Source organism: Vibrio sp. SNU_ST1 (assembly GCF_030563405.1).
GTDB lineage: Bacteria > Pseudomonadota > Gammaproteobacteria > Enterobacterales > Vibrionaceae > Vibrio.
In genome coordinates, this window is record NZ_CP130748.1 from 2,912,782 (window position 1) to 2,932,639 (window position 19,858).

The following is a 19,858-nucleotide window of genomic DNA, read 5'->3' on the forward strand; positions in this document are numbered from 1 at the left end:
TCCTTTGAAGGCTAAACGGTGGCAAGGCCACAAGAATTTAAGCAAAAGTTACTAATATGTTATTGGCATCATAACGCAAATTGCATTGTGATCGACTTTTATCTGGTTTCAGCCTACTATGCAGGCGTCTGTTCACCTCTAATTTCTATGCTATTTCAATTATGATTACTTTCTCTGATATTCAATTGCTACGCGGCGGTAAGCCACTCCTCGACCAAGCGTCTGCCACTTTTCAGCCTGGCGACAAAATCGGTTTGGTTGGTAAAAATGGCTGTGGTAAATCTACGCTGTTCGCCCTAATTAAGGACGAACTGTCTATTGATGCTGGCTCATTCAGTAAACCAGCCCATTGGGAAATGGCTTGGGTTGCTCAAGAAACACCTGCATTAGAAAGAACAGCAATTGAATACGTGATTGATGGCGACCGTGAATACCGTGGCCTTGAAGATCAACTTGAGAAAGCCGAACAAGCCGACAACGGCACATTAGTCGCAGAGATCCATGGCAAGATTGAAACCATTGGTGGTTATAGCATCAAGGCACGCGCGGCTGAGCTGTTAGACGGCCTAGGCTTTCGCCAAGAACAAATGACATGGAACCTGACTCAATTTTCAGGGGGTTGGCGTATGCGTTTGAACCTAGCGCAAGCCCTACTGTGTCGCAGTGACCTACTGTTACTCGATGAGCCAACCAACCACTTGGATTTAGACGCTGTAATGTGGCTAGAACGCTGGTTACAAAACTACCCAGGTACACTCGTTCTTATCTCACACGATAGGGACTTCTTGGATCCTATCGTCAATCGCATCGTGCATGTTGAAAATCAACTGCTCAATGAATACACCGGTAACTACTCGTCGTTCGAAACCCAACGAGCGCAAAAACTAATTCTGCAACAAGCGATGTACCAAAAGCAGCAGAAACAAATGTCGCACATGCAGAGCTACATTGACCGTTTCCGTTATAAAGCTTCAAAAGCTCGCCAAGCGCAAAGCCGTATTAAAGCGCTAGAGAAAATGGAACAAGTACTGCCCGCTCAGTTTGATAACCCTTTCAGCTTTGAATTTAGAGAACCAGACGCACTACCAAACCCAATCATGATGATGGACGAGGTATCTGCAGGTTACGATGACAATCTGATTCTAGAGAAGATTCGCCTAAACCTAGTACCGGGCAGCCGTATTGGTTTGCTTGGTCGAAATGGTGCAGGTAAATCGACGCTGATTAAGCTGCTTTCAGGTGAACTGAAACAACAAGGTGGCGAGCTAAGTTATTCGCAAGGCGTTAAAATGGGTTACTTTGCCCAACACCAATTAGAGACACTGCACCCGGAAGAGACACCACTTCAGCACATGATGCAGATTGCGCCAAGACACACCGAGCAACAACTGCGTGATTACCTAGGTAGCTTCGGTTTCCAAGGTGAAAAAGCGCTCGATAAAGTGGCACCGTTCTCTGGTGGTGAAAAAGCGCGTTTGGTATTGGCTCTGCTGGTATGGCAAAAACCGAACCTATTACTACTCGATGAACCAACCAACCACTTGGATCTCGACATGCGTCAAGCGCTAACTTTTGCCCTGCAGACGTTTGAAGGCGCAATGGTTATCGTATCGCACGACCGTTACCTACTGCGTGCGACTACCGATGATTTATACCTTGTACACGACCGCCAAGTAGCACCGTTTGATGGTGATTTAAGCGATTACTACAAGTGGCTAACCGAACAACAGAAAGTTGAGCGCAAAGAAGCACAAGCATTGGCACCAGCAAAAGATGGCGCCAACAGTGCAGCAGCAAAAAAAGAGCAGAAACGTAAAGAAGCAGAGTTCAGAAAACTAACCGCGCCGATTCGCAAACAATTGACTCAGTTTGAAAAGAAAATGGATAAGTTGACGCTTGATCTTGAAGAGGCTGAACAGCAATTATCTGACACTTCACTTTATGAAGCTGAAAATAAGGCTAAACTGAATAAAGTACTCGCTCTACAAGCGAGCAGTAAGTCACAGCTAGAAGAAGTTGAAATGGATTGGATGTCCACTCAAGAAGAGCTTGAGCAGATGGAACTGGATATGGATAGCTTATGAGCCCAGAGCACGCACCAATATCATTAACACTGGAACGACTATGGCAATTTAGCCTTCAGTATTACAGTGTGCGCGGTGTTAAGGATGCGTGCTTAGCTTTGCAAAACCAATTCCATGGCAACGTCAATCTACTGCTGCTTCTCAAATGGCTTGATGAGCAGCAACTCTCTTTCGCTGAGGAGGAGTGGCACAAGGTGCAACAATGCTTAAGTCGCTCTGAAACCTTGCTTCATAGTTATCGAGAGCTGCGTAAACACCTCAAAGCACACGTTGTTGATTCACTCTACCGTGAAGCCTTACAATTTGAGCTGCAGCTTGAAAAGCAACAACAGTCCGACCTCGTCGACTGTATTAAGTCTCTTCAGCTTACAGCGAACCAACAATCACCGCTCGCTTTACAGTACTGTCGTTTATTAGGGGCGGAAAATCTCTACGACGCTTTTTCTGAACCAGCACCACAGCCCTAACGCATTTCCTTTTCCTTTTATTCAATCAAGCTCCAAGCTTAACTGCGCTCGCTCGCTACCATGATCGCATGCTGACTAAAACACATTTGGGGGAGTCTTTAATACGCCCAACCTTGATATTATTCAACCAGTTACCCATCGCCTGTTTTGGTCGATCATATCAGTGAAACCCTTGCGCTTATGCTAAGAATCAACCAAGCTCAAATAAAAACGTGGGCGTTTCGCTAAAAGCTCAACACTTTATCAAAGCCCATAAAAGAAGCATGGACTGTTTTTATGACAATATTTACCGCTGCCGCTGGCCTATCGAATCCACATTTACAAACCTTAGTGCCAAGATTTATTAGAAAGCAGGCGTTGTTTGCTCCTCAATGGCAGACCTTAGAAACTCCCGACGGCGATTTCCTAGACCTTGCATGGAGTGAATCGCCAGACGGTGACACGCCAAGCAATGATGATAAAAGTAACAAGCCAATATTCGTTCTATTCCACGGATTAGAAGGGAGCTTTGAGAGCCCTTACGCCAACGGGCTGATGAATGCATTTGCTAAAGATGGTTGGCTATCAGTGATGATGCACTTTAGAGGTTGCAGCGGAAAACCAAATCGCTTGGCTCGTGCATACCATTCAGGTGAAGTCGAAGATGCGCGCTTTTTCCTAAGGCATCTGCACGCGCAGTTCCCCAACAACCCCAAAGTTGCAGTTGGTATCTCTTTGGGTGGTAACATGCTGGCGAATTATTTGGCTGAGTATGCAGACGACCCATTGCTGTCGGCGGCGACCATAGTATCTGCTCCATTTGACTTGGCTTGTTGTTCTAGTCGCATTGAGCAGGGCTTCTCCAAGCTCTATAAGAAGTATCTACTCAACTCTCTAAAATCAAACGCCTTGAAAAAAGTTAACCTGCTACAGGAAAAGCTGGGGGTCACAGCGGAAACCATTAAGAAGATCACCAAACTGTATGAGTTTGATGAACAAATCACGGCGCCTCTGCATGGGTTCAAAAATGCCCAAGATTATTATGCACAATGCTCCGCACTGCCTAAACTCAAGAAGATCAAACTGCCAACTCAGATCATTCATGCCAAAGACGATCCTTTCATGACCGATGATGTGATTCCAAAGTTCGTTCTACCTGATAACATCGATTATCGACTGTTTCAAAAAGGCGGTCATGTGGGGTTCATTACTGGCAGCACACTCAAGCCAAGGTTTTGGTTAGAAGAAGCATTACCCGCCTACTATGAAAGTCTACAAGATTCGGCATAATGACGAGCCTTAGTAAATAGCAGTAAAATATAACTAAACTCACTCATTTCGACATCAATAAACCTATCCATGAACATAAAAGAGAGAAGTATTTATGATCATCCCATGGCAAGAAATTGCGCCAGAGACACTGGAAAACCTCATCAAAGAATTCGTACTGCGTGAAGGTACAGACTATGGTGACATAGAAATTTCACTGCAAAACAAAATTGACCAAGTGAAACATCAATTAGCCTCAGGAGAAGTGAGTATCGTGTTTTCTGAACTGCATGAAACCGTTGATATTCAAGTCACAAAACGCTTCTAAGCTGCGCTCATAAAGGAGCCGTGTTATAGTGGTAAACGATTGCTAACAAGTAAGTTACTCAAAAGACAAGGGTTGTCATGTCCGCTAAACATCCAATTATTGCGGTGACGGGTTCATCTGGAGCCGGCACCACCACTACCTCAGAAGCCTTCCGAAAAATGTTCAATATGATGGACGTGAAGGCAGCTTGGGTTGAAGGGGATAGTTTCCATCGCTTCACTCGACCAGAGATGGATGTCGAGATCCGTAAGGCTCGCGAGCAAGGTAAGCACATCAGCTACTTTGGTCCACAAGCTAACGATTTTGGTGCATTAGAAGATTTCTTCCGTCAATACGGCAATGAAGGCACGGGAAAAGTCCGTAGCTATCTGCATACCTTCGATGAAGCAGTGCCTTACAATCAAATGCCCGGCACCTTTACGCCATGGCAAGAGATCCCTGAAAACTCAGATGTGATGTTCTACGAAGGTCTTCACGGTGGCGTAGTCGATGGTGACATCAATGTTTCTCAACACGTCGATCTGCTTATCGGCATGGTACCTATCGTAAACTTGGAGTGGATCCAGAAATTCGTTCGTGACACACGCGATCGTGGTCACTCTCGCGAAGCGGTGATGGATTCTATTGTTCGCTCAATGGATGATTACCTTAACTACATTACCCCGCAGTTTTCGCGAACTCATATCAACTTTCAGCGTGTCCCTACCGTAGATACATCGAATCCACTGAATGCAAAAGGGATCCCAAGTTTAGACGAAAGCTTCGTTGTTATACGTTTGCGCGGCATCAAAAACGTCGATTTCCCTTACCTGTTGGCTATGATTGATGGCTCATTTATGTCACGTCATAACACGCTTGTAGTGCCAGGAGGCAAGATGAGTTTTGCTATGGAGCTCATTGTAAGGCCTATCCTGCAACAACTTATAGAAACCGGGAAAATAGGCTAACAAAACAACATTCTGGTTGATTACTTTTCATACCGTGATCATGTGCACAATTTTGCGTAAAAAATCGTAGCTTGGTCACGATTAAAATCAAGAAATAGTACCTGAAAAAGGATACTATTCTTAAACGAAACACAAGATAGCTTGCAGCACTCAACGAGTGCTCTTATCCTAGCTACGTCAATTCAGGCTTAGCTAAAATATGGAAAGCGGCAAGCATACCCTGCAGAGGAAGTAAGATATTATGGTTCTAGGTAAACCCCAAACCGATCCAACATTAGAGTGGTTCCTTTCACACTGTCATATTCATAAGTACCCTTCAAAAAGTACTTTGATTCATGCTGGTGAAAAGGCAGAAACCTTGTACTACATCGTTAAAGGTTCTGTGGCAGTTCTTATCAAAGACGAAGAAGGTAAGGAAATGATTCTTTCTTACCTAAACCAAGGTGACTTCATCGGTGAGCTTGGCTTGTTCGAAGAAGACCAAGAGCGTACTGCATGGGTTCGTGCAAAATCTCCTTGTGAAGTTGCTGAGATTTCTTTCAAGAAATTCCGTCAACTTATCCAAGTGAACCCAGATATTCTAATGCGTCTTTCAGCGCAAATGGCAAACCGTCTACAAGTAACTAGCCAAAAGGTTGGTGACTTAGCGTTCCTTGACGTAACAGGTCGTATCGCTCAAACGCTACTAAACCTAGCAAAACAGCCAGATGCAATGACTCACCCTGACGGCATGCAAATCAAGATCACTCGTCAAGAGATTGGCCAGATTGTTGGTTGTTCTCGTGAGACCGTAGGTCGTATCTTGAAGATGCTAGAAGAGCAGAACCTAATTTCTGCACACGGTAAGACCATCGTGGTATACGGCACTCGTTAATCTCGATTAACTGAGCCAAAAATTTGAAAGCCACCAAATGCGAATTTAGTGGCTTTTTTTGTTTTCTAAAGATCTAGAGAACAGATGCGGGAAGCAAAGTTAGAAATCGGACTTCACTATTCTAAAGTATCTCGAAGCGAAGCGTACCCGCATCTCTAGGGAAAATCCCTTGCTCTTATTTTTCTTTAACCATTGGTGCTTTCAAAGATCTTGTCAGCCGATGCCGCGACAAAACCTGTATATAGCTCACCATTGGCCATCGCATAACGCTTAGCGAACTCATAGAAGCCGCCAGGAATCATCTCATTGCCTTCGACAAATGAAACTGGGACTTTGTCTGCCATTGTTGATGATTGCTCTAATAATACCTCTGGAGAGCCTTTCACCTCACCACCAGATGCATTGATAGTGAAGCCTGATTCGCTCAGGTAATCATTCACTGCCTGCACTTCACCAAAAGCATCGAGTTGGTTCACACTCACCGTAAAGTGGTTTGCACCGTAGCCATGAGCCGCTAACCAAGACGCGTATTCACTCTCTTTTGCTAGCGCTTGGAAATCCGTGAAGCTCAAACCCCAAAGGCGCCCCCCAAACAAGAATTCATGACCTTGAAGCTTACTTGCGTCAACTTGCTCAACCAACTTAGCAACGATCTGTTGTAAGTCGCTTGAACACTCTTCGACCTTCAACTCACTAATGAACACTTTTGGTTGTTTTGGATCTGGATGCTCGTAATGCTTAGCCACTAACTTCTTGCTCTCAAACAAGTAGTCGCCACAAGCCTTGTAGCCTAATTCAAGGAAAGGCTTAGCCAGTGTTTCAATGCCCAAAGGGGCAACATTGAAAGTACGTAATGCAATGTGATCATTAATCAGCGCTTCATCTTCTTTCAGCAGATGATGAACTTTCTCAGCCGATGGACAAAGCCTGTGAATGTAATCGTCCCATAATGATTTAAAGAGTAGATCGGGCGTCATGGTGACTCCTTGTCAGAGGTTCTAGCAAGCTAGTAATTTGGATTAGAAAGGGAGAGGCTGGACATAGAGTCAGCAGCCATCAGCCTGTGACATACTTGTTCTATTATTATCTACCGCCCAATCTAGGTGTTGGACGTGGATGAAAAGAGGAAGTGTAATTGCTACTTCCTCTCTCCATTGTTAGCGAATGAGCCCAGTTCTATAACTCATTAGCCTAAACTACAGCTCAATACCTGGGCTAAACGTCGCTGGCAGTTGAGTTTCACCGCCTTCCATTGACGCCATTGGGTAAGCACAGTAGTCAGCCGCGTAGTAAGCACTTGGGCGTAGGTTACCTGAAGCACCCGGGCCACCAAATGGTGCATCACCACTTGCGCCTGTTAGTTGGCGGTTACGGTTAACAATACCCGCACGGATATGGTCAACGAAGTATTCCCACTCTGAATCGTCGGTTGAAACTAGGCCTGCAGACAAACCAAAGCGTGTGTCATTAGCCAGTTCAACGGCTTGCTCTAGCGATTGGCAGCGAACCACTTGCAGCAATGGGCCGAAGTACTCTTCATCTGGCAACTCAGCAATGTTGGTTGCATCGATAATCCCCGGAGAAACAAACGCCGCTTCGCCCGCTTTTGCTTCGACTAGGCTTACACCACCTAACGATTGCAGATTAGCTTGCGCGTCCAGAATGAACTTAGCTGCCGCTTCCGAGATTTGTGGTCCCATGAAGGGTGCTGGCTCAGCGAATGGCTGATCAACACGAATCTTCAAGGTAGCCGCAACGAGCTTATCGAGCAGTTGATCGCCCTTCTCGCCAACAGGAACATACAAGCGACGTGCACATGTACAACGTTGACCTGCACTGATGAAAGCAGATTGGATAATGGTATAAACCGTTGCGTCAGCATCACCGTATTGGTCACTGATCACCATAGGGTTGTTGCCGCCCATTTCTAGTGCCAGCATCTTGCCCGGTTGACCCGCGAATTGACGGTGAAGGATATGACCGGTATTAGCACTGCCAGTGAATAGCACGCCATCAAGGCCTTTAGCATCCGCCAATGCAATACCTGTCTCTTTAGCGCCCTGTACTAGGTTGATTACGCCAGCAGGAAGACCCGCTTCTTGCCACAGTTTCATTGCAAACTCACCCGTCCAAGGTGTCTGTTCTGAAGGCTTAAATACCACGGTATTACCCGATAACAACGCCGGAACAATATGACCGTTAGGCAGATGACCTGGGAAGTTGTAAGGGCCAAACACCGCCATTACGCCTAATGGGCGATGACGCAGTACGATTTGGTTGCCTGCCGCTTCACGCGAAGCTTCGCCGGTACGTTCGTGGTAAGCTCGGATTGAGATAGCGATTTTACCCGCCATCGCACCCGCTTCAGTACGAGTTTCCCAAATAGGCTTTCCCGTCTCTTTTGCGATGATTTGTGCGATTTCTTCGCTGTTCTCTTTTACTTTCTCAGCAAAATTCAACACGATCGCTTCACGCTCTGCAAAGCTCAATTTTTTCCAAACCAAGAAGGCTTCACGAGCTGCTGCTACTGCAGATTCAACCTGTGCTGGTGTTGCGCTTTCACCCTGCCACACTACTTCATTATTGTATGGGCTTACTGATGTCATGGCGTCGCCTTGACCTGCCACCCACTGTCCTGCTATCCACTGAGTCATACTTCTATCCTTAAAATCTTCGACAGATAATCGCCGCTCTTACTGAGCCAACATGCGAACGAATTCGCCTTCTTTTACTTCAAGAGCGCTTGCTACTTCAGGTGATAAAATCACTGTGTCGCTTGCTTGGTCATACGCACCTTTCGCGGCTACTGCGCGGAAGTTCTCAAACGAGGTATTGCCAATTAGGAAGTCTTTAGAGCTAGAGTGCTCTGCAATTTTCACTTGAGCTCGAATCGCATGACGCACTGATTCGATATTTCTCAGATCACATTCAACCGTTGGACCCGCATCAAAGATGTCGACATAGCCACGGTTAGTGAAACCTTCACGTTCCAGCAACTTAAGTGCCGGACGCGTATTGTCGTGTACCTCTCCAATGACCGCCTGTGCTTCCTCACTAAGTAGGTTCACGTAAATTGGCAGCTTGGGCATAAGGTCAGCAATAAAGCCTTTTTTACCAATACCCGTTAAGTAATCAGCAAGCGTAAAATCAATTGAGAAAAAGTGCTCTTGCAGCCATTTCCAGAAAGGAGAGTTACCTTCAGCATCTGATACGCCACGCATCTCAGCAAAAATCGTTTTTGAGAAACGCTCTGGATACTCTGCCATAAGCAGGAATCGGCACTTCGACATTAAACGGCCGTTCAGGCCACCACGGAAGTCAGGGCGCAAGAACAGTGTGCAGATTTCACTGCATCCGGTGTAGTTATTACCGAAAGTCAGCAGCTTCACCACGTTATTTACGCCAAGCTTTTGCGATGAGTGAACCACCTTGCTGATGTGGTAAGAGTAAAACGGAACATCCCAGCCAATTGAGGCTTCGATGCCTGTCGTACCGGCGACTTCTCCCGTTTCAGTGTCGAAGCCAACCATCAGGTAGCCTTCATCACCGGGTTCAGTCACGTCTTGTTTAGCAAAGCTGTATTCAGAATGAGTAATTCGGTTGGTTAACAGTTCTTCGTTAACCGGAAGAGATGTGAATCCGTGACCAGATTCAACCGCGCAGGTATGCAGCGCATCGTAATCAGATAATTTTATTGGGCGAACAACTAGCATCAATATTCCCTCCAGATGCAAAACAGGCCCAAAACCAGAAGCTTGGGCCTTTAGCATACGTCATGGGATCGCTCTAATGGCGATCATTCCTATGACGCCGCTCAGGCTAAACTAGCGTAGCGATTGCTTTGTCTAGTTTTGATAAACCTTCTTCAATTTCTTGTGTAGTGATAACCAGTGATGGCGTGAAACGAACCACGTTTGTGCCCGCAACCAGTACCATCAAGCCTTGCTCGCCTGCAGCTACTAATACATCACGAGCACGACCTTGCCATGCTTCATTAAGCGCAGCACCTAGCAATAGGCCTTTACCGCGAACTTCACTGAATATTTGGTATTTATCGTTAATCTTAGCTAAACCATCACGGAACATTGCTTCACGCTCTTTGACGCCAGCCAAAGTTTCAGGCTGGCTAACCACGTCAACAACCGCTTCAGCAACGGCACATGCCAGTGGGTTACCACCGTAAGTAGAACCGTGCGTACCCACTTTTAGATGTGTCGCGAGTTTAGATGTTGTTAGCATTGCACCGATAGGGAAACCACCACCTAGTGATTTCGCAGTGGTTAGGATGTCAGGTGTAACACCTAGGCCTTGGTAAGCGTAAAAGTTCCCCGTACGGCCATTACCTGTTTGCACTTCATCAAAGATAAGCAATGCATTGTGTTTGTCGCACAGTTCACGAACTGTGTTCACAAACTCAGATGTTGGAGAGATGATACCGCCCTCACCTTGCAGAGGTTCCATCATGATTGCACAAGTGCGATCAGAGATGTGCGCTTCTAACGCTGCAATATCGTTGTAAGGCAGGTGCGTAACATCACCTGGTTTAGGACCGAAGCCATCAGAGTAAGCCTCTTGTCCGCCAACGGTTACGGTAAAGAAAGTACGACCGTGGAAACCTTGTTTGAATGCAATGATTTCAGATTTCTCAGGACCGTGAACATCCACCGCCCAACGACGAGCTAGCTTCAATGCTGCTTCGTTCGCTTCCGCGCCAGAGTTCGCAAAGAATACTTTTTCTGCAAAACATACGTCTGTTAGCTTTTTCGCTAGACGCAGTGCAGGTTCGTTGGTCATCACGTTACTTAGATGCCAAATCTTGTTTGCTTGCTCAGTAACTGCGTTAACCATTGCAGGGTGACAGTGACCCAAACAGCTCACAGCGATACCACCAGCAAAGTCGATATACTCTCGGCCTTGTTGGTCCCAAACGCGTGCGCCTTCCCCTTTTACCGGGATCATTTCCATTGGGTTATAACAAGGCACCATCACCTCATTAAACAGACTACGTTCTACTTTTTTTTCCACTGTCATCGTACATTCCTTTTCGATACCGCAAGCTTCGCAAATAAGCGTACTGGTTCATAAGTGAGACAAAGATATTTTCTCTCGCCACAATCCCGCTGCAGCATTATATTTACATTTAATTAACGTTTTCAATAGTAGATTATTCTTTAGCCATCCCTAACAACTAGCTAAACGTCACTACCTATGACTATTTATGCATCAATTAATCTGTTTTATGAAGCTTTTTTTACCTAACCGTATAACCAGCAATAGCAAAGCCTTACTGGCACAGCGGTATATAGGGTTCGAGAGGAAATAAGGCGAATAATTTTGCATAGGCTAAAAACTTAGCGAAGCGAGAGATAAATGTTATAAAAAGTGATCGGCGTCAGGGGGAGAGAGGTGCGTAAAGCCCGAATTTAAACGCTTAACGAATGGGCTAATAGGTTTAACTGGCTTATTTAGACGCAGAAAGAGTCAAATTTAAACACTCAACGCGTTAAGAAGTTAGCGAGAAGCTGGTGTCCTTGCTCTGTTTTAATCGACTCTGGGTGAAATTGTACGGCATCAATCGGCAAGGTTTTGTGTTGATAACCCATGATCTCATCCATGCTGCCATCTTCAAATTCCGTCCAAGACGTCAGTTCAAAGCAATCAGGTAGCGTGCCATTTTTCACCACTAAAGAATGGTAACGAGTCACGGTTAGAGGGTTATTAAGCCCTTGAAAAACGCTCTTTCCATTGTGGCGTATTGGAGAGGTTTTACCGTGCATCACTTGTCTGGCTCGCACCACTTCACCACCAAAGACTTGAGCAATGGCTTGATGACCAAGACACACACCTAAGATCGGCAGTTTACCAGCGAAGTGTTCAATGACTTGCAGAGAGACTCCCGCATCATCAGGTGTACAAGGGCCCGGCGAGATAACAAGATGGCTAGGATTTAGCGATTCAATGCCCGCAATATCAATTTCATCGTTGCGAACAACTTTTACAGTGACCCCTAACTCACAGAAATACTGATACAAGTTATAGGTAAAAGAGTCGTAGTTATCGATGATAAGTAACATGGGTCGAAATCGTTTGCTAAATACTAAATGATTGGAAGATGTAGGGGCGGTATTGTGCAATATAAAGCAAGAAAGGCAAGTGAAAATGATAAAAAACAAACCAGCTTTCGCTGCCCTGATAACTTTACACTACAAATACATAAACGTTACTGGCAATGAAGCCAGAGTGATCCACTTTGTCTTCTCAAGACATAGATGTCTCTCATCCCTGCCAAAGTCCCCATAAAAATTAAAACCTTATAAGTTGCGCGTTTTTTATGACATAGTTCTTTTTTTGTAACAAACAACAACTCAATGAATAATTGTTTAGGTTATCATTAGGGTGTATTTACTGACTTTAATTAAAAAATGAAAGAGAACAAACTCGTTTACCTAATTCGTTACATACCAACTATAACTGTGGTTCTATTTTCGATTATCGTTTTTTCGTTATCGGTCAATGATAGCTATCGACGAACCAATCAAGAAATCACTCACATAGAATCCGATATTGTTGAAGAAAAAAAAGCCTATTTAAAATCTCAAGTCAGCTATGTCAACAAGCAGCTCAACTACTTAGAAGAAACAACAATAACCACACTACGCGACAGTATAAAAACTCATACTCTCCGCACTCACTCCATACTAAATCAACTGTACAAGGACAACCCACAATTAAGTGAACAAGAGTTTACAACCTTGGTTCGTTCGAGTTTGAAAAACTACAGATTCAATGACGGTCGTGGTTACCCTTTTATTTATCACCATGATGGAACTGTTATTTTTCACCCTGTTTTTCCTAGTATGCAAGGAGCCTCTAAATGGGAGTTTCAAGATGCTAAAGGACACTTTGTCGCTCAGGAATTAACAAAAAAAGCGATTGAAGAAAAAGAAGGCTTTCATAAATGGTGGTTTCTAAAACCGAATTCATTCGAAAAACAGTATGAAAAAATCGGCTATATCGTTAATTTCTCGCCATATAGTTGGTATATAGGTACGAGTGACTTTATTACAGATGTCCAAGCAGACATTCAAAGTGACGTGCTCGAATGGTTAAGTAAGCTTCAAATTGGTCAACAGAGTAACTTCTACGTTATCGACACTAAAGGCGATGTGCTGGCTCATACCACTCCTAGCTTTATTGGCACTAATATCCATAATATTAAAAACATACACTTCCGCACTCAAGCAGTCGCGCTGTTGGAACAATCAGATATCTATGTTAGACACTTAGCTGCCGACAACCACTCGTTAGAAAACCTTAGTTATGTCATCAAAAATAGTACTTGGGGCTGGACGATAGGCGCGAGCTTTAGTGTCACTGCATTAGAAAGACTTGTTGCTAAAAAAAATGCCGAGTTGATTGAAAAAAGAAATGATGAGCTCAATCGCTTAGCACTCATGTATAGCATAGTCGTTCTATTAGTCGGACTACTCTCATATTATGTAAGCACTCTAGTTTCTCGTCGCTTTGAATCTTATCAAGCTGAAATTCAATCTGACTTTGAAAAGCTCTGTACTGCAAACAGCACGCTGAATCACTTTGCTAATCATGACCAACTGACTGGGCTTTTTAATCGACACTTTTTTGAAGTCTATATGGAGAAAGAGCTGGTAAAGACTCAATCAGATGACGATAAATTCCTTGTCTGTTTTATTGATGTAGATAACTTTAAAAACATCAACGACTACTACGGACACAGTGTTGGGGACGAACTCTTAATACAGATATCTCAAACGCTTAAAAAAGTATGCCCTAATTTTTCAGAAGTGTTCCGGTTTGGAGGTGATGAATTTATTGTTACTTTCCCTGATCTAAACAGCCTAAAACAGGCAGAAAGCGTCATGAAACTATTTCATGATGGGCTTGCGACCAAGTATCAATGTTTTGAGCATGAATTTGATATCAGTTTTAGCTTAGGTGCCGCCGTGTATCCCGATCACGGGCGCACTGTCGATGAGTTACTCGCAAGCTCTGATATTATGCTCCATTCTGTGAAATCAGAAGGCAAAGCAAACTGTGCTATTTTCTCATCAAAAACCTCTGCGAAAAATCAACGTAAGTTTCTGATTGAAGACAATTTACTTACCGCTATAGAAAGAAGAGAAATTTATTTAGATTATCAGCCTCAGTATTGCTTACAGTCTGGGAGGTTATGGGGAATCGAAGCGCTAGCTCGATGGAAAAGCCCAACATTGGGTAACGTTTACCCTGATGAGTTTATCTCCGTCGCTGAAGTCAGTGGTCATATACGCGCATTAGGTTGGTATTTAATTGAATTAGCCTACCAACAGTATTCAGAACTCGATTTTCCAGACAATGCTCCTATATTACTGGCACTGAACTTATCACCAGTTCAAATTGGAGATACAAACTTTGCTGAAAATATCATAAAAATAACAGAGCGCTACGGTATAAACCCATCCCATATATGCTTAGAAGCCACCGAAGGCATCATGCTAAAAAATCCGGAAGAGGTAGCAAAAGTTGCGCATCAACTTCGTAGTAAAGGGTTTCACTTGGCCTTAGATGATTTTGGTACTGGGTACTCTTCGTTGAAGTATTTGTCATTACTTCCTATTCATGAAATTAAAATAGATCGTAGCTTTATTTGGCAACTTTCAGAATCGAATACCGCTCATGAACTATTAAAAAGCATTGTCGCAATTGGGCGGTCTACAGGAACAAGAACCGTCGCTGAAGGTGTCGAAACCATTGAACAACTAGAATATGTTAAACAATATGGATGTGACATTGTCCAAGGGTACTTATTTTCAAAACCGGTATCATTGGAAAAAGCTGTACAAATACGCCAATACGACCTTGAAAAAATGAAATCCATAAGTAACTAAAATATAAACCGCTACCTATAGGTAGCGGTTTATTATGACCCGAAAAGCCTTATTACTTACGACGACGCCACATTGCTAAGCCAAACAATGACATCAGCGCACCGAAACCAAACGAACCACCGACTTTAAGCTCAAGAACTGCCGGATCATGATCCGATGAACGGAAGTGATCTTGGTACTTCGGCAGATCACCTTTGTACTCTTCGTTATAGTCAAGCAACTTCGATTCACCGCCATTGATGTGCCAGTCAGTCGCATCCACCACCATGTCTTTCAGGCTGTCGCTGATCAACAGGTGATCCAAAGCGCCAACTTCGTCATTGTATGAATAGCTCCAGCTGTCTGGGTGCTTTTGAGCCACAGCATTAATGTAGCCGTAGTTCTTAGTAATCACCGCACCGTTATCACCAAACTGCTCGACGCCGTCAATGTAAGTGTTACGCGCCGCTTTGATTTGCTTACCGTATTTCTCTTCAGAGTAATCCGTCAGTACTAGCATTGGGTCTTCCATGCCGTACGAGTTCATATCACCCAGAATCACTTTATGGCCTTTGATGCCGTCTAGCGCTTCACCCAGAGCAACTGCTGCAGCCACACGGAAGTTCTCACATGAGCCTTGCTTGTCGGCGTCAACACCACCTTGGCCGCCCTGTTCAACAGGGGCTGCATCTTCCCAACACTTAGAACCTTTCGATTTAAAGTGGTTAATCGCAACGGTGAGTTTCTCTTTAGTACCTTTCACTTTAAAAGTTGGCGCCAATGAGTCACGTTGGTAGTTCTTACCGTCTTCAATCACCTTGCCTGAATCGTCTAATACTTCTGGAGCTTGTTGGCTTGGCATCGCGATAACGCGGCTATCTTTAAGCTTAACCACCTTCTTACGGTAGATAACACCCGTTGTGATTACGTCAGTACCAATTGAGTCCATCTCGTCGGTTACGCCATCTTCATTAGAGTCAACAGCTACAAAGGTATAGCGGTCTTTCTTACGCTCAATGCGGTCATTCAGTTGGTTAACAAGCTGCTGAATGGCAGAGCCTTCACCAAAACCGTTGTTCTCAATTTCCATCAAACCAATGATGTCTGCATCTAAGCGAAGAATCGCGTTCACAATCTTCTCTTGCTGCATCTCAAACTCAGTGATGGTATTCGCGCCACGGTTGTTACCGTGTTGGTTCGCGTCGCCACCAAATGGAGAGTTAAAGTAGTTCAAGACATTGAAAGTCGCGATACGTAGATCACCTTCATCCATATCAGGCTTATCAGTACGTGGGTCATTACGTACAAAGTTCTCAGCCGAGATCTGGTTAGTTGTCACTAAGCGATACTCACCGTAGCTGTAGGTCAATACGCCTTCTAGGCCAACAATGGTGTCATCGATACGGATGTAGTCTTCCGTTGAGCCATCTTGGTCAATATCGGTGCGCGCAAAATCTGGGTAGAAAGGAACCTGTCCGTCACCGGCTTTTTGATCGGTTTCAACAAAAAGACGACGGTCTGCGTTATCTTTAGTTTGCTGTTTCGCATCTTCAGAGCCAGCTGCAGATAACTGGTTCGGCTGCATGTTAATACGCTCATGCGCCAGTACCATGTTGTTACGACGACCTGCGTAATCATAACCGAAAGTACGCGTTACACGCATATCAAGCGCTTCGGTTGTTTTCACCAACATACCTTCATGGCGTTCAAGCGTTGCAGCGAAGTTCTCGTCATTGTCTAAGGCTTCAATTGCTGTCGCTTCTGGAGCCTGCTGCTCACCCTGTTTTAGCCATTGGTTGTTTTCAACTTTAAGCTGAGTATGGCTGTAGTATTCTTGAACCTTACCTTTCACACACACTACATCGCCCGCAGCCAGTTCTGAGCTTGATTGGTTAGTGTGAATAAATAGCCCTTCAGAGGTGCTTGAATTGAAATCGTCATCAAGAGCTTGCAGATAGAAGCCTTTGGTAATTCCCGTTGTCACTGCACTCACAACACCTGTGACGAAATACTCATCATCAGTGATGTACGGATAGCCATTAATAAACGGTGATGTTGCCCCTTCACCTTGGATCTCTTGAATAGTCGTGAATACAGGAGCAGAGCCATCTTGTGTACAAGCAAACGCGTCAGGTAACTCAACATTGTCTAGTGAACCTAGTCCTTCAATGTTGTCCTTTGGTAGCGATACCCAATGTGAAGCATCAAACGTCGCCGAAGGTGTTTGTTTAGCACGAACTAAAGTAACATCTTTACCCCAATCCACATCGCCCATCAAACCGACAACATCATGTATCGAACCATCTGAATTCAAGATAGCCAGCGGATCGTCACCATTGTGATTAGCAATCGACGCGTTAAGAATATCAGCCGCCGCTTTAATTTCGTCACTTGCGCTGGTGTGCGCAACCACAAGAACTTCACCGGGCGCTAAAACGTGGCCGTCTAAAGGTAAAGTGGCACCCCATGCTCCGTTACCATTCGCAGACTTCGCCAACGAGTAACCATCTAAATTAATGCTGATATCGCCATTATTAGCAATCTCAATCGCTTTGTTGTAGCTGCCGCCTTCCACATATTGTGAAATAAACAAATCAGCGTGTGCACTTGCTGTTAGCAAGCTACCAATTGCCACTGCTAGCAATGAAGGTTTGTGTAAAAGAGCCATCCGTTTCACCTGAGTTCATCGATTTATAGTTACTGCCATCTAAGGGCAGTCATGTATTTTGTGGTAACTATCCGGTTTATTTATGTAAGGAATAAGTCAGTTAGCAAGAAAATGAGGAACTTATCACTTTGAAATCTTCAATTATTTGGCACATTTTATATTTCCAACATAAATAGAAATGAGTGAGATTCTATAAACCTGAAAAGTAATTAACAAGATCCCATTCACGACATTAATGTCACCAATGTGTTACTAGATAATTCTTAAATTATCGATTCAAACAAGGGACTTACTGGGGAGGTAAAAGGAATGGGCACTAAAAAGCCCAAAGTAAACAGAGTCTACTTTGGGCTGAAATGTTTAAACGAGTCGTTTTAGTTCACCCTATGGGCGAGTAACAAAACCTACTGCTTCGTATGCTTTTTTCAGTATTACTGCAGCACGCTCAGAGGCTTTTTCAGCACCGGCTTTCATTACTGCGTCCATGTAAGCACGGTCAGCACGGATACGGTGGTATTCAGCTTGAATCGGCTCAAGCATCTCAACCAATGCCGCGCCTACATCTTTCTTAAATGGACCGTACATTTCAACGCCTTGGTACTGCGCTTCGATCTCTTCAAACGTTTTACCCGTCGCAGCTGAATAAAGACCCATTAAGTTAGAGATACCCGCTTTATTTTCCCAATCGTGGGCAATACGTGGTGGCGTTTCTGCATCGGTTTGCGCTTTGTTGATCTTCTTGATGATCGACTTAGGTTCTTCTAGCAGAGTAATCACGTTCTTACGGTTGTCATCCGACTTAGACATCTTCTTCGTCGCATCTTGTAGGCTCATTACACGTGCATTCACTGTTGGAATGTAAGGTTCTGGTACTTGGAAGATTGGCGTTTCAGGACCGTAGATGTTGTTAAAGCGAGTTGCGATATCACGCGCCAACTCTAAGTGCTGTTTCTGGTCGCTACCTACAGGTACTTGGTGAGCGCCATAAAGCAGAATGTCTGCAGCCATCAACACCGGGTAGTCGTATAAACCTACGTTTACATCATTTGAGTGACGCGCAGACTTATCTTTAAACTGAGTCATACGGCTCAGTTCACCCATTTGCGTGTAACAGTTAAGAAGCCAACCAAGTTGAGCATGCTCTGGTACGTGTGACTGAACAAATAGCGTGCTCTTCTTTGGATCAACACCGACAGCAAGACAGATTGCTAATGCATCTAGAGTCGCTTCATGCAGTGCTTTCGGATCTTGGCGAACCGTAATTGCGTGAAGGTCTACAACACAGTATTGGCAATCGTAATCATCTTGCATCTGTTGCCATTGACGTAGAGCACCCAAGTAGTTACCGATACTTAGTTCACCAGATGGTTGAACACCACTCAATACGATGGGCTTGCTCATGGTTTTAATTCCTTTGCTTGTAGCTAAGCTCGTTAACTTAGTTTCTTAACCTAGTATCTGAAAAACTTAGCTTCTTAACTTTAAAATAGAAAGCCGTACAGCTCTTCTGCACGGCTCATCCAGTGTACTCATTGATAAGTATTTTGCTAGTAGGTTAGCTAACTTTTATCCGCTTTATGCTGAAACTAGAACGACATCTAGTAATTGCGCAATATTGCCTGCGACATAGTCAGGGGTTGATACTGAAATCGGCTCACCGTGGTTGTAGCCGTATGTCAGACCAAACGAGTGACAGCCGGCATTCTTAGCTGCTTTGATGTCATTGCTTGAATCGCCAACCATCAACATCTCTTCCGCTTTTACATTGTGCTTTTCTAGCAACCAGTTCAACGCTACTGGATTCGGCTTTTTCTCTGGGAAAGAGTCGCCGCCCAACACATCAACAAAGTACTTATCGATACCGTGTTGCGCCAGAACGTCTGGTACAAATTTCGATGGCTTGTTGGTAACAAGTGCCATAGTGAAACCTGCTTTATCCAACTCAGCAAGCGTTTCTTTTACTGATGGATAAAGGTGGCTTAGCTTATGGCCGCCCTGCTCGTAGAAATCATCAAACAGGATACGCGCTTTCTTTAGCAGTTCAGGATCTAGGTTTGGATCAACCGTCAAGTTGCGGCTCAGTGAGCGCCCGATAAGAACATCAGCACCATTACCCACGTAGTCGCGAACTTGCTCTTCGCTTACAGAAGAAAAACCCAGTTCCTGGCAGGCTTGGTCGGCGGCGACGGCCAAATCAGGTACGCTATCTAACAAGGTTCCATCCAAATCAAAGGCAATCAGTTTTATTGAGCTTAATGACATCTTACTTTCCTATTTATTATGTTCGCCTTATGAGTTGAGCTCCAAGACGTAAAAAAGGGGCCAATGAGCCCCTTAATATTCAATCTATCTGTAGT

At 44.4% G+C, this 19,858-nt stretch carries 15 protein-coding genes; 7 read left to right on the plus strand and 8 right to left on the minus strand.

From position 1 onward, the window contains the following. Positions 1 to 161: 161 nt before the first annotated feature. The 6 genes from Q5H80_RS12970 to crp all read left to right on the plus strand — a co-directional run bounded on the left by Q5H80_RS12970 (position 162) and on the right by crp (position 5,948). Complete coding sequence (locus Q5H80_RS12970; protein WP_304565287.1) at positions 162 to 2,084, plus strand: ABC transporter ATP-binding protein; 1,923 nt, start codon at positions 162 to 164, stop codon at positions 2,082 to 2,084. Further along, complete coding sequence (locus tag Q5H80_RS12975) at positions 2,081 to 2,551, plus strand: TIGR02444 family protein (protein ID WP_009848923.1); 471 nt, start codon at positions 2,081 to 2,083, stop codon at positions 2,549 to 2,551. Before Q5H80_RS12970 ends, Q5H80_RS12975 begins: the two co-directional genes overlap by 4 nt. Before the next feature lie 276 nt (positions 2,552 to 2,827). Continuing rightward, positions 2,828 to 3,820 carry a hydrolase gene (locus Q5H80_RS12980; protein WP_012604928.1) on the plus strand — a complete coding sequence of 331 codons (993 nt, stop codon included), beginning with the start codon at positions 2,828 to 2,830 and terminating at the stop codon, positions 3,818 to 3,820. A 94-nt stretch (positions 3,821 to 3,914) separates the two neighbouring features. Continuing rightward, complete coding sequence (locus Q5H80_RS12985; RefSeq protein ID WP_304565291.1) at positions 3,915 to 4,127, plus strand: YheU family protein; 213 nt, start codon at positions 3,915 to 3,917, stop codon at positions 4,125 to 4,127. A 77-nt stretch (positions 4,128 to 4,204) separates the two neighbouring features. Beyond that, on the plus strand, positions 4,205 to 5,074 hold the full coding sequence (locus Q5H80_RS12990; protein WP_012604929.1) for a phosphoribulokinase: 870 nt from the start codon (positions 4,205 to 4,207) through the stop codon (positions 5,072 to 5,074). A 241-nt stretch (positions 5,075 to 5,315) separates the two neighbouring features. After that, positions 5,316 to 5,948 carry a cAMP-activated global transcriptional regulator CRP gene (gene crp, locus Q5H80_RS12995; protein WP_004729651.1) on the plus strand — a complete coding sequence of 211 codons (633 nt, stop codon included), beginning with the start codon at positions 5,316 to 5,318 and terminating at the stop codon, positions 5,946 to 5,948. Positions 5,949 to 6,133: 185 nt separating this feature from the next. Here the strand turns inward: crp and Q5H80_RS13000 are convergent, their stop codons facing one another. The 5 genes from Q5H80_RS13000 to Q5H80_RS13020 form a co-directional block, all read right to left on the minus strand. Further along, complete coding sequence (locus Q5H80_RS13000; protein WP_304565327.1) at positions 6,134 to 6,925, minus strand: DUF1338 domain-containing protein; 792 nt, start codon at positions 6,923 to 6,925, stop codon at positions 6,134 to 6,136. 219 nt (positions 6,926 to 7,144) lie between these two features. Beyond that, positions 7,145 to 8,602: a succinylglutamate-semialdehyde dehydrogenase gene (gene astD / locus Q5H80_RS13005; RefSeq protein ID WP_304565329.1), complete on the minus strand. Its 1,458-nt coding sequence runs from the start codon at positions 8,600 to 8,602 to the stop codon at positions 7,145 to 7,147. 39 nt (positions 8,603 to 8,641) lie between these two features. Further along, positions 8,642 to 9,661 (minus strand): arginine N-succinyltransferase, encoded by a 1,020-nt coding sequence (gene astA / locus Q5H80_RS13010; protein WP_304565331.1) that lies wholly within the window; start codon positions 9,659 to 9,661, stop codon positions 8,642 to 8,644. 106 nt (positions 9,662 to 9,767) lie between these two features. Then, positions 9,768 to 10,979 carry an aspartate aminotransferase family protein gene (locus Q5H80_RS13015; RefSeq protein WP_304565333.1) on the minus strand — a complete coding sequence of 404 codons (1,212 nt, stop codon included), beginning with the start codon at positions 10,977 to 10,979 and terminating at the stop codon, positions 9,768 to 9,770. 464 nt (positions 10,980 to 11,443) lie between these two features. Further along, on the minus strand, positions 11,444 to 12,022 hold the full coding sequence (locus Q5H80_RS13020) for an aminodeoxychorismate/anthranilate synthase component II (protein ID WP_304565335.1): 579 nt from the start codon (positions 12,020 to 12,022) through the stop codon (positions 11,444 to 11,446). Between the two features lie 348 nt (positions 12,023 to 12,370). Here Q5H80_RS13020 and Q5H80_RS13025 point away from each other — a divergent pair, with 348 nt between their 5' ends. Continuing rightward, positions 12,371 to 14,854 (plus strand): EAL domain-containing protein, encoded by a 2,484-nt coding sequence (locus Q5H80_RS13025; RefSeq protein ID WP_304565338.1) that lies wholly within the window; start codon positions 12,371 to 12,373, stop codon positions 14,852 to 14,854. Between the two features lie 52 nt (positions 14,855 to 14,906). On the opposite strand, the gene Q5H80_RS13030 is transcribed toward Q5H80_RS13025, so the two are convergent. From Q5H80_RS13030 to Q5H80_RS13040, 3 genes are all read right to left on the minus strand, one after another. Continuing rightward, entirely contained in the window at positions 14,907 to 17,501 is a 2,595-nt protein-coding gene (locus Q5H80_RS13030) for an ExeM/NucH family extracellular endonuclease (protein WP_304565340.1), read from the minus strand. A gap of 384 nt (positions 17,502 to 17,885) precedes the next feature. Then, the gene (gene trpS / locus Q5H80_RS13035; RefSeq protein ID WP_304565343.1) at positions 17,886 to 18,902 is read right to left on the minus strand and encodes a tryptophan--tRNA ligase; all 1,017 of its coding nucleotides are present in this window, start codon (positions 18,900 to 18,902) and stop codon (positions 17,886 to 17,888) included. Positions 18,903 to 19,076: 174 nt separating this feature from the next. Then, on the minus strand, positions 19,077 to 19,763 hold the full coding sequence (locus Q5H80_RS13040; RefSeq protein WP_304565345.1) for a phosphoglycolate phosphatase: 687 nt from the start codon (positions 19,761 to 19,763) through the stop codon (positions 19,077 to 19,079). Positions 19,764 to 19,858: the final 95 nt, after the last annotated feature.

What these genes read in the sequence shown, in the direction of transcription:
- Q5H80_RS12970 (WP_304565287.1), top strand. Translation starts at nt 162, where the DNA reads ATGATTACTTTCTCTGATATTCAATTGCTACGCGGCGGTAAGCCACTC.
- Q5H80_RS12975 (WP_009848923.1), top strand. Translation starts at nt 2,081, where the DNA reads ATGAGCCCAGAGCACGCACCAATATCATTAACACTGGAACGACTATGG.
- Q5H80_RS12980 (WP_012604928.1), top strand. Translation starts at nt 2,828, where the DNA reads ATGACAATATTTACCGCTGCCGCTGGCCTATCGAATCCACATTTACAA.
- Q5H80_RS12985 (WP_304565291.1), top strand. Translation starts at nt 3,915, where the DNA reads ATGATCATCCCATGGCAAGAAATTGCGCCAGAGACACTGGAAAACCTC.
- Q5H80_RS12990 (WP_012604929.1), top strand. Translation starts at nt 4,205, where the DNA reads ATGTCCGCTAAACATCCAATTATTGCGGTGACGGGTTCATCTGGAGCC.
- crp (WP_004729651.1), top strand. Translation starts at nt 5,316, where the DNA reads ATGGTTCTAGGTAAACCCCAAACCGATCCAACATTAGAGTGGTTCCTT.
- Q5H80_RS13000 (WP_304565327.1), bottom strand. Translation starts at nt 6,925, where the DNA reads ATGACGCCCGATCTACTCTTTAAATCATTATGGGACGATTACATTCAC.
- astD (WP_304565329.1), bottom strand. Translation starts at nt 8,602, where the DNA reads ATGACTCAGTGGATAGCAGGACAGTGGGTGGCAGGTCAAGGCGACGCC.
- astA (WP_304565331.1), bottom strand. Translation starts at nt 9,661, where the DNA reads ATGCTAGTTGTTCGCCCAATAAAATTATCTGATTACGATGCGCTGCAT.
- Q5H80_RS13015 (WP_304565333.1), bottom strand. Translation starts at nt 10,979, where the DNA reads ATGACAGTGGAAAAAAAAGTAGAACGTAGTCTGTTTAATGAGGTGATG.
- Q5H80_RS13020 (WP_304565335.1), bottom strand. Translation starts at nt 12,022, where the DNA reads ATGTTACTTATCATCGATAACTACGACTCTTTTACCTATAACTTGTAT.
- Q5H80_RS13025 (WP_304565338.1), top strand. Translation starts at nt 12,371, where the DNA reads ATGAAAGAGAACAAACTCGTTTACCTAATTCGTTACATACCAACTATA.
- Q5H80_RS13030 (WP_304565340.1), bottom strand. Translation starts at nt 17,501, where the DNA reads ATGGCTCTTTTACACAAACCTTCATTGCTAGCAGTGGCAATTGGTAGC.
- trpS (WP_304565343.1), bottom strand. Translation starts at nt 18,902, where the DNA reads ATGAGCAAGCCCATCGTATTGAGTGGTGTTCAACCATCTGGTGAACTA.
- Q5H80_RS13040 (WP_304565345.1), bottom strand. Translation starts at nt 19,763, where the DNA reads ATGTCATTAAGCTCAATAAAACTGATTGCCTTTGATTTGGATGGAACC.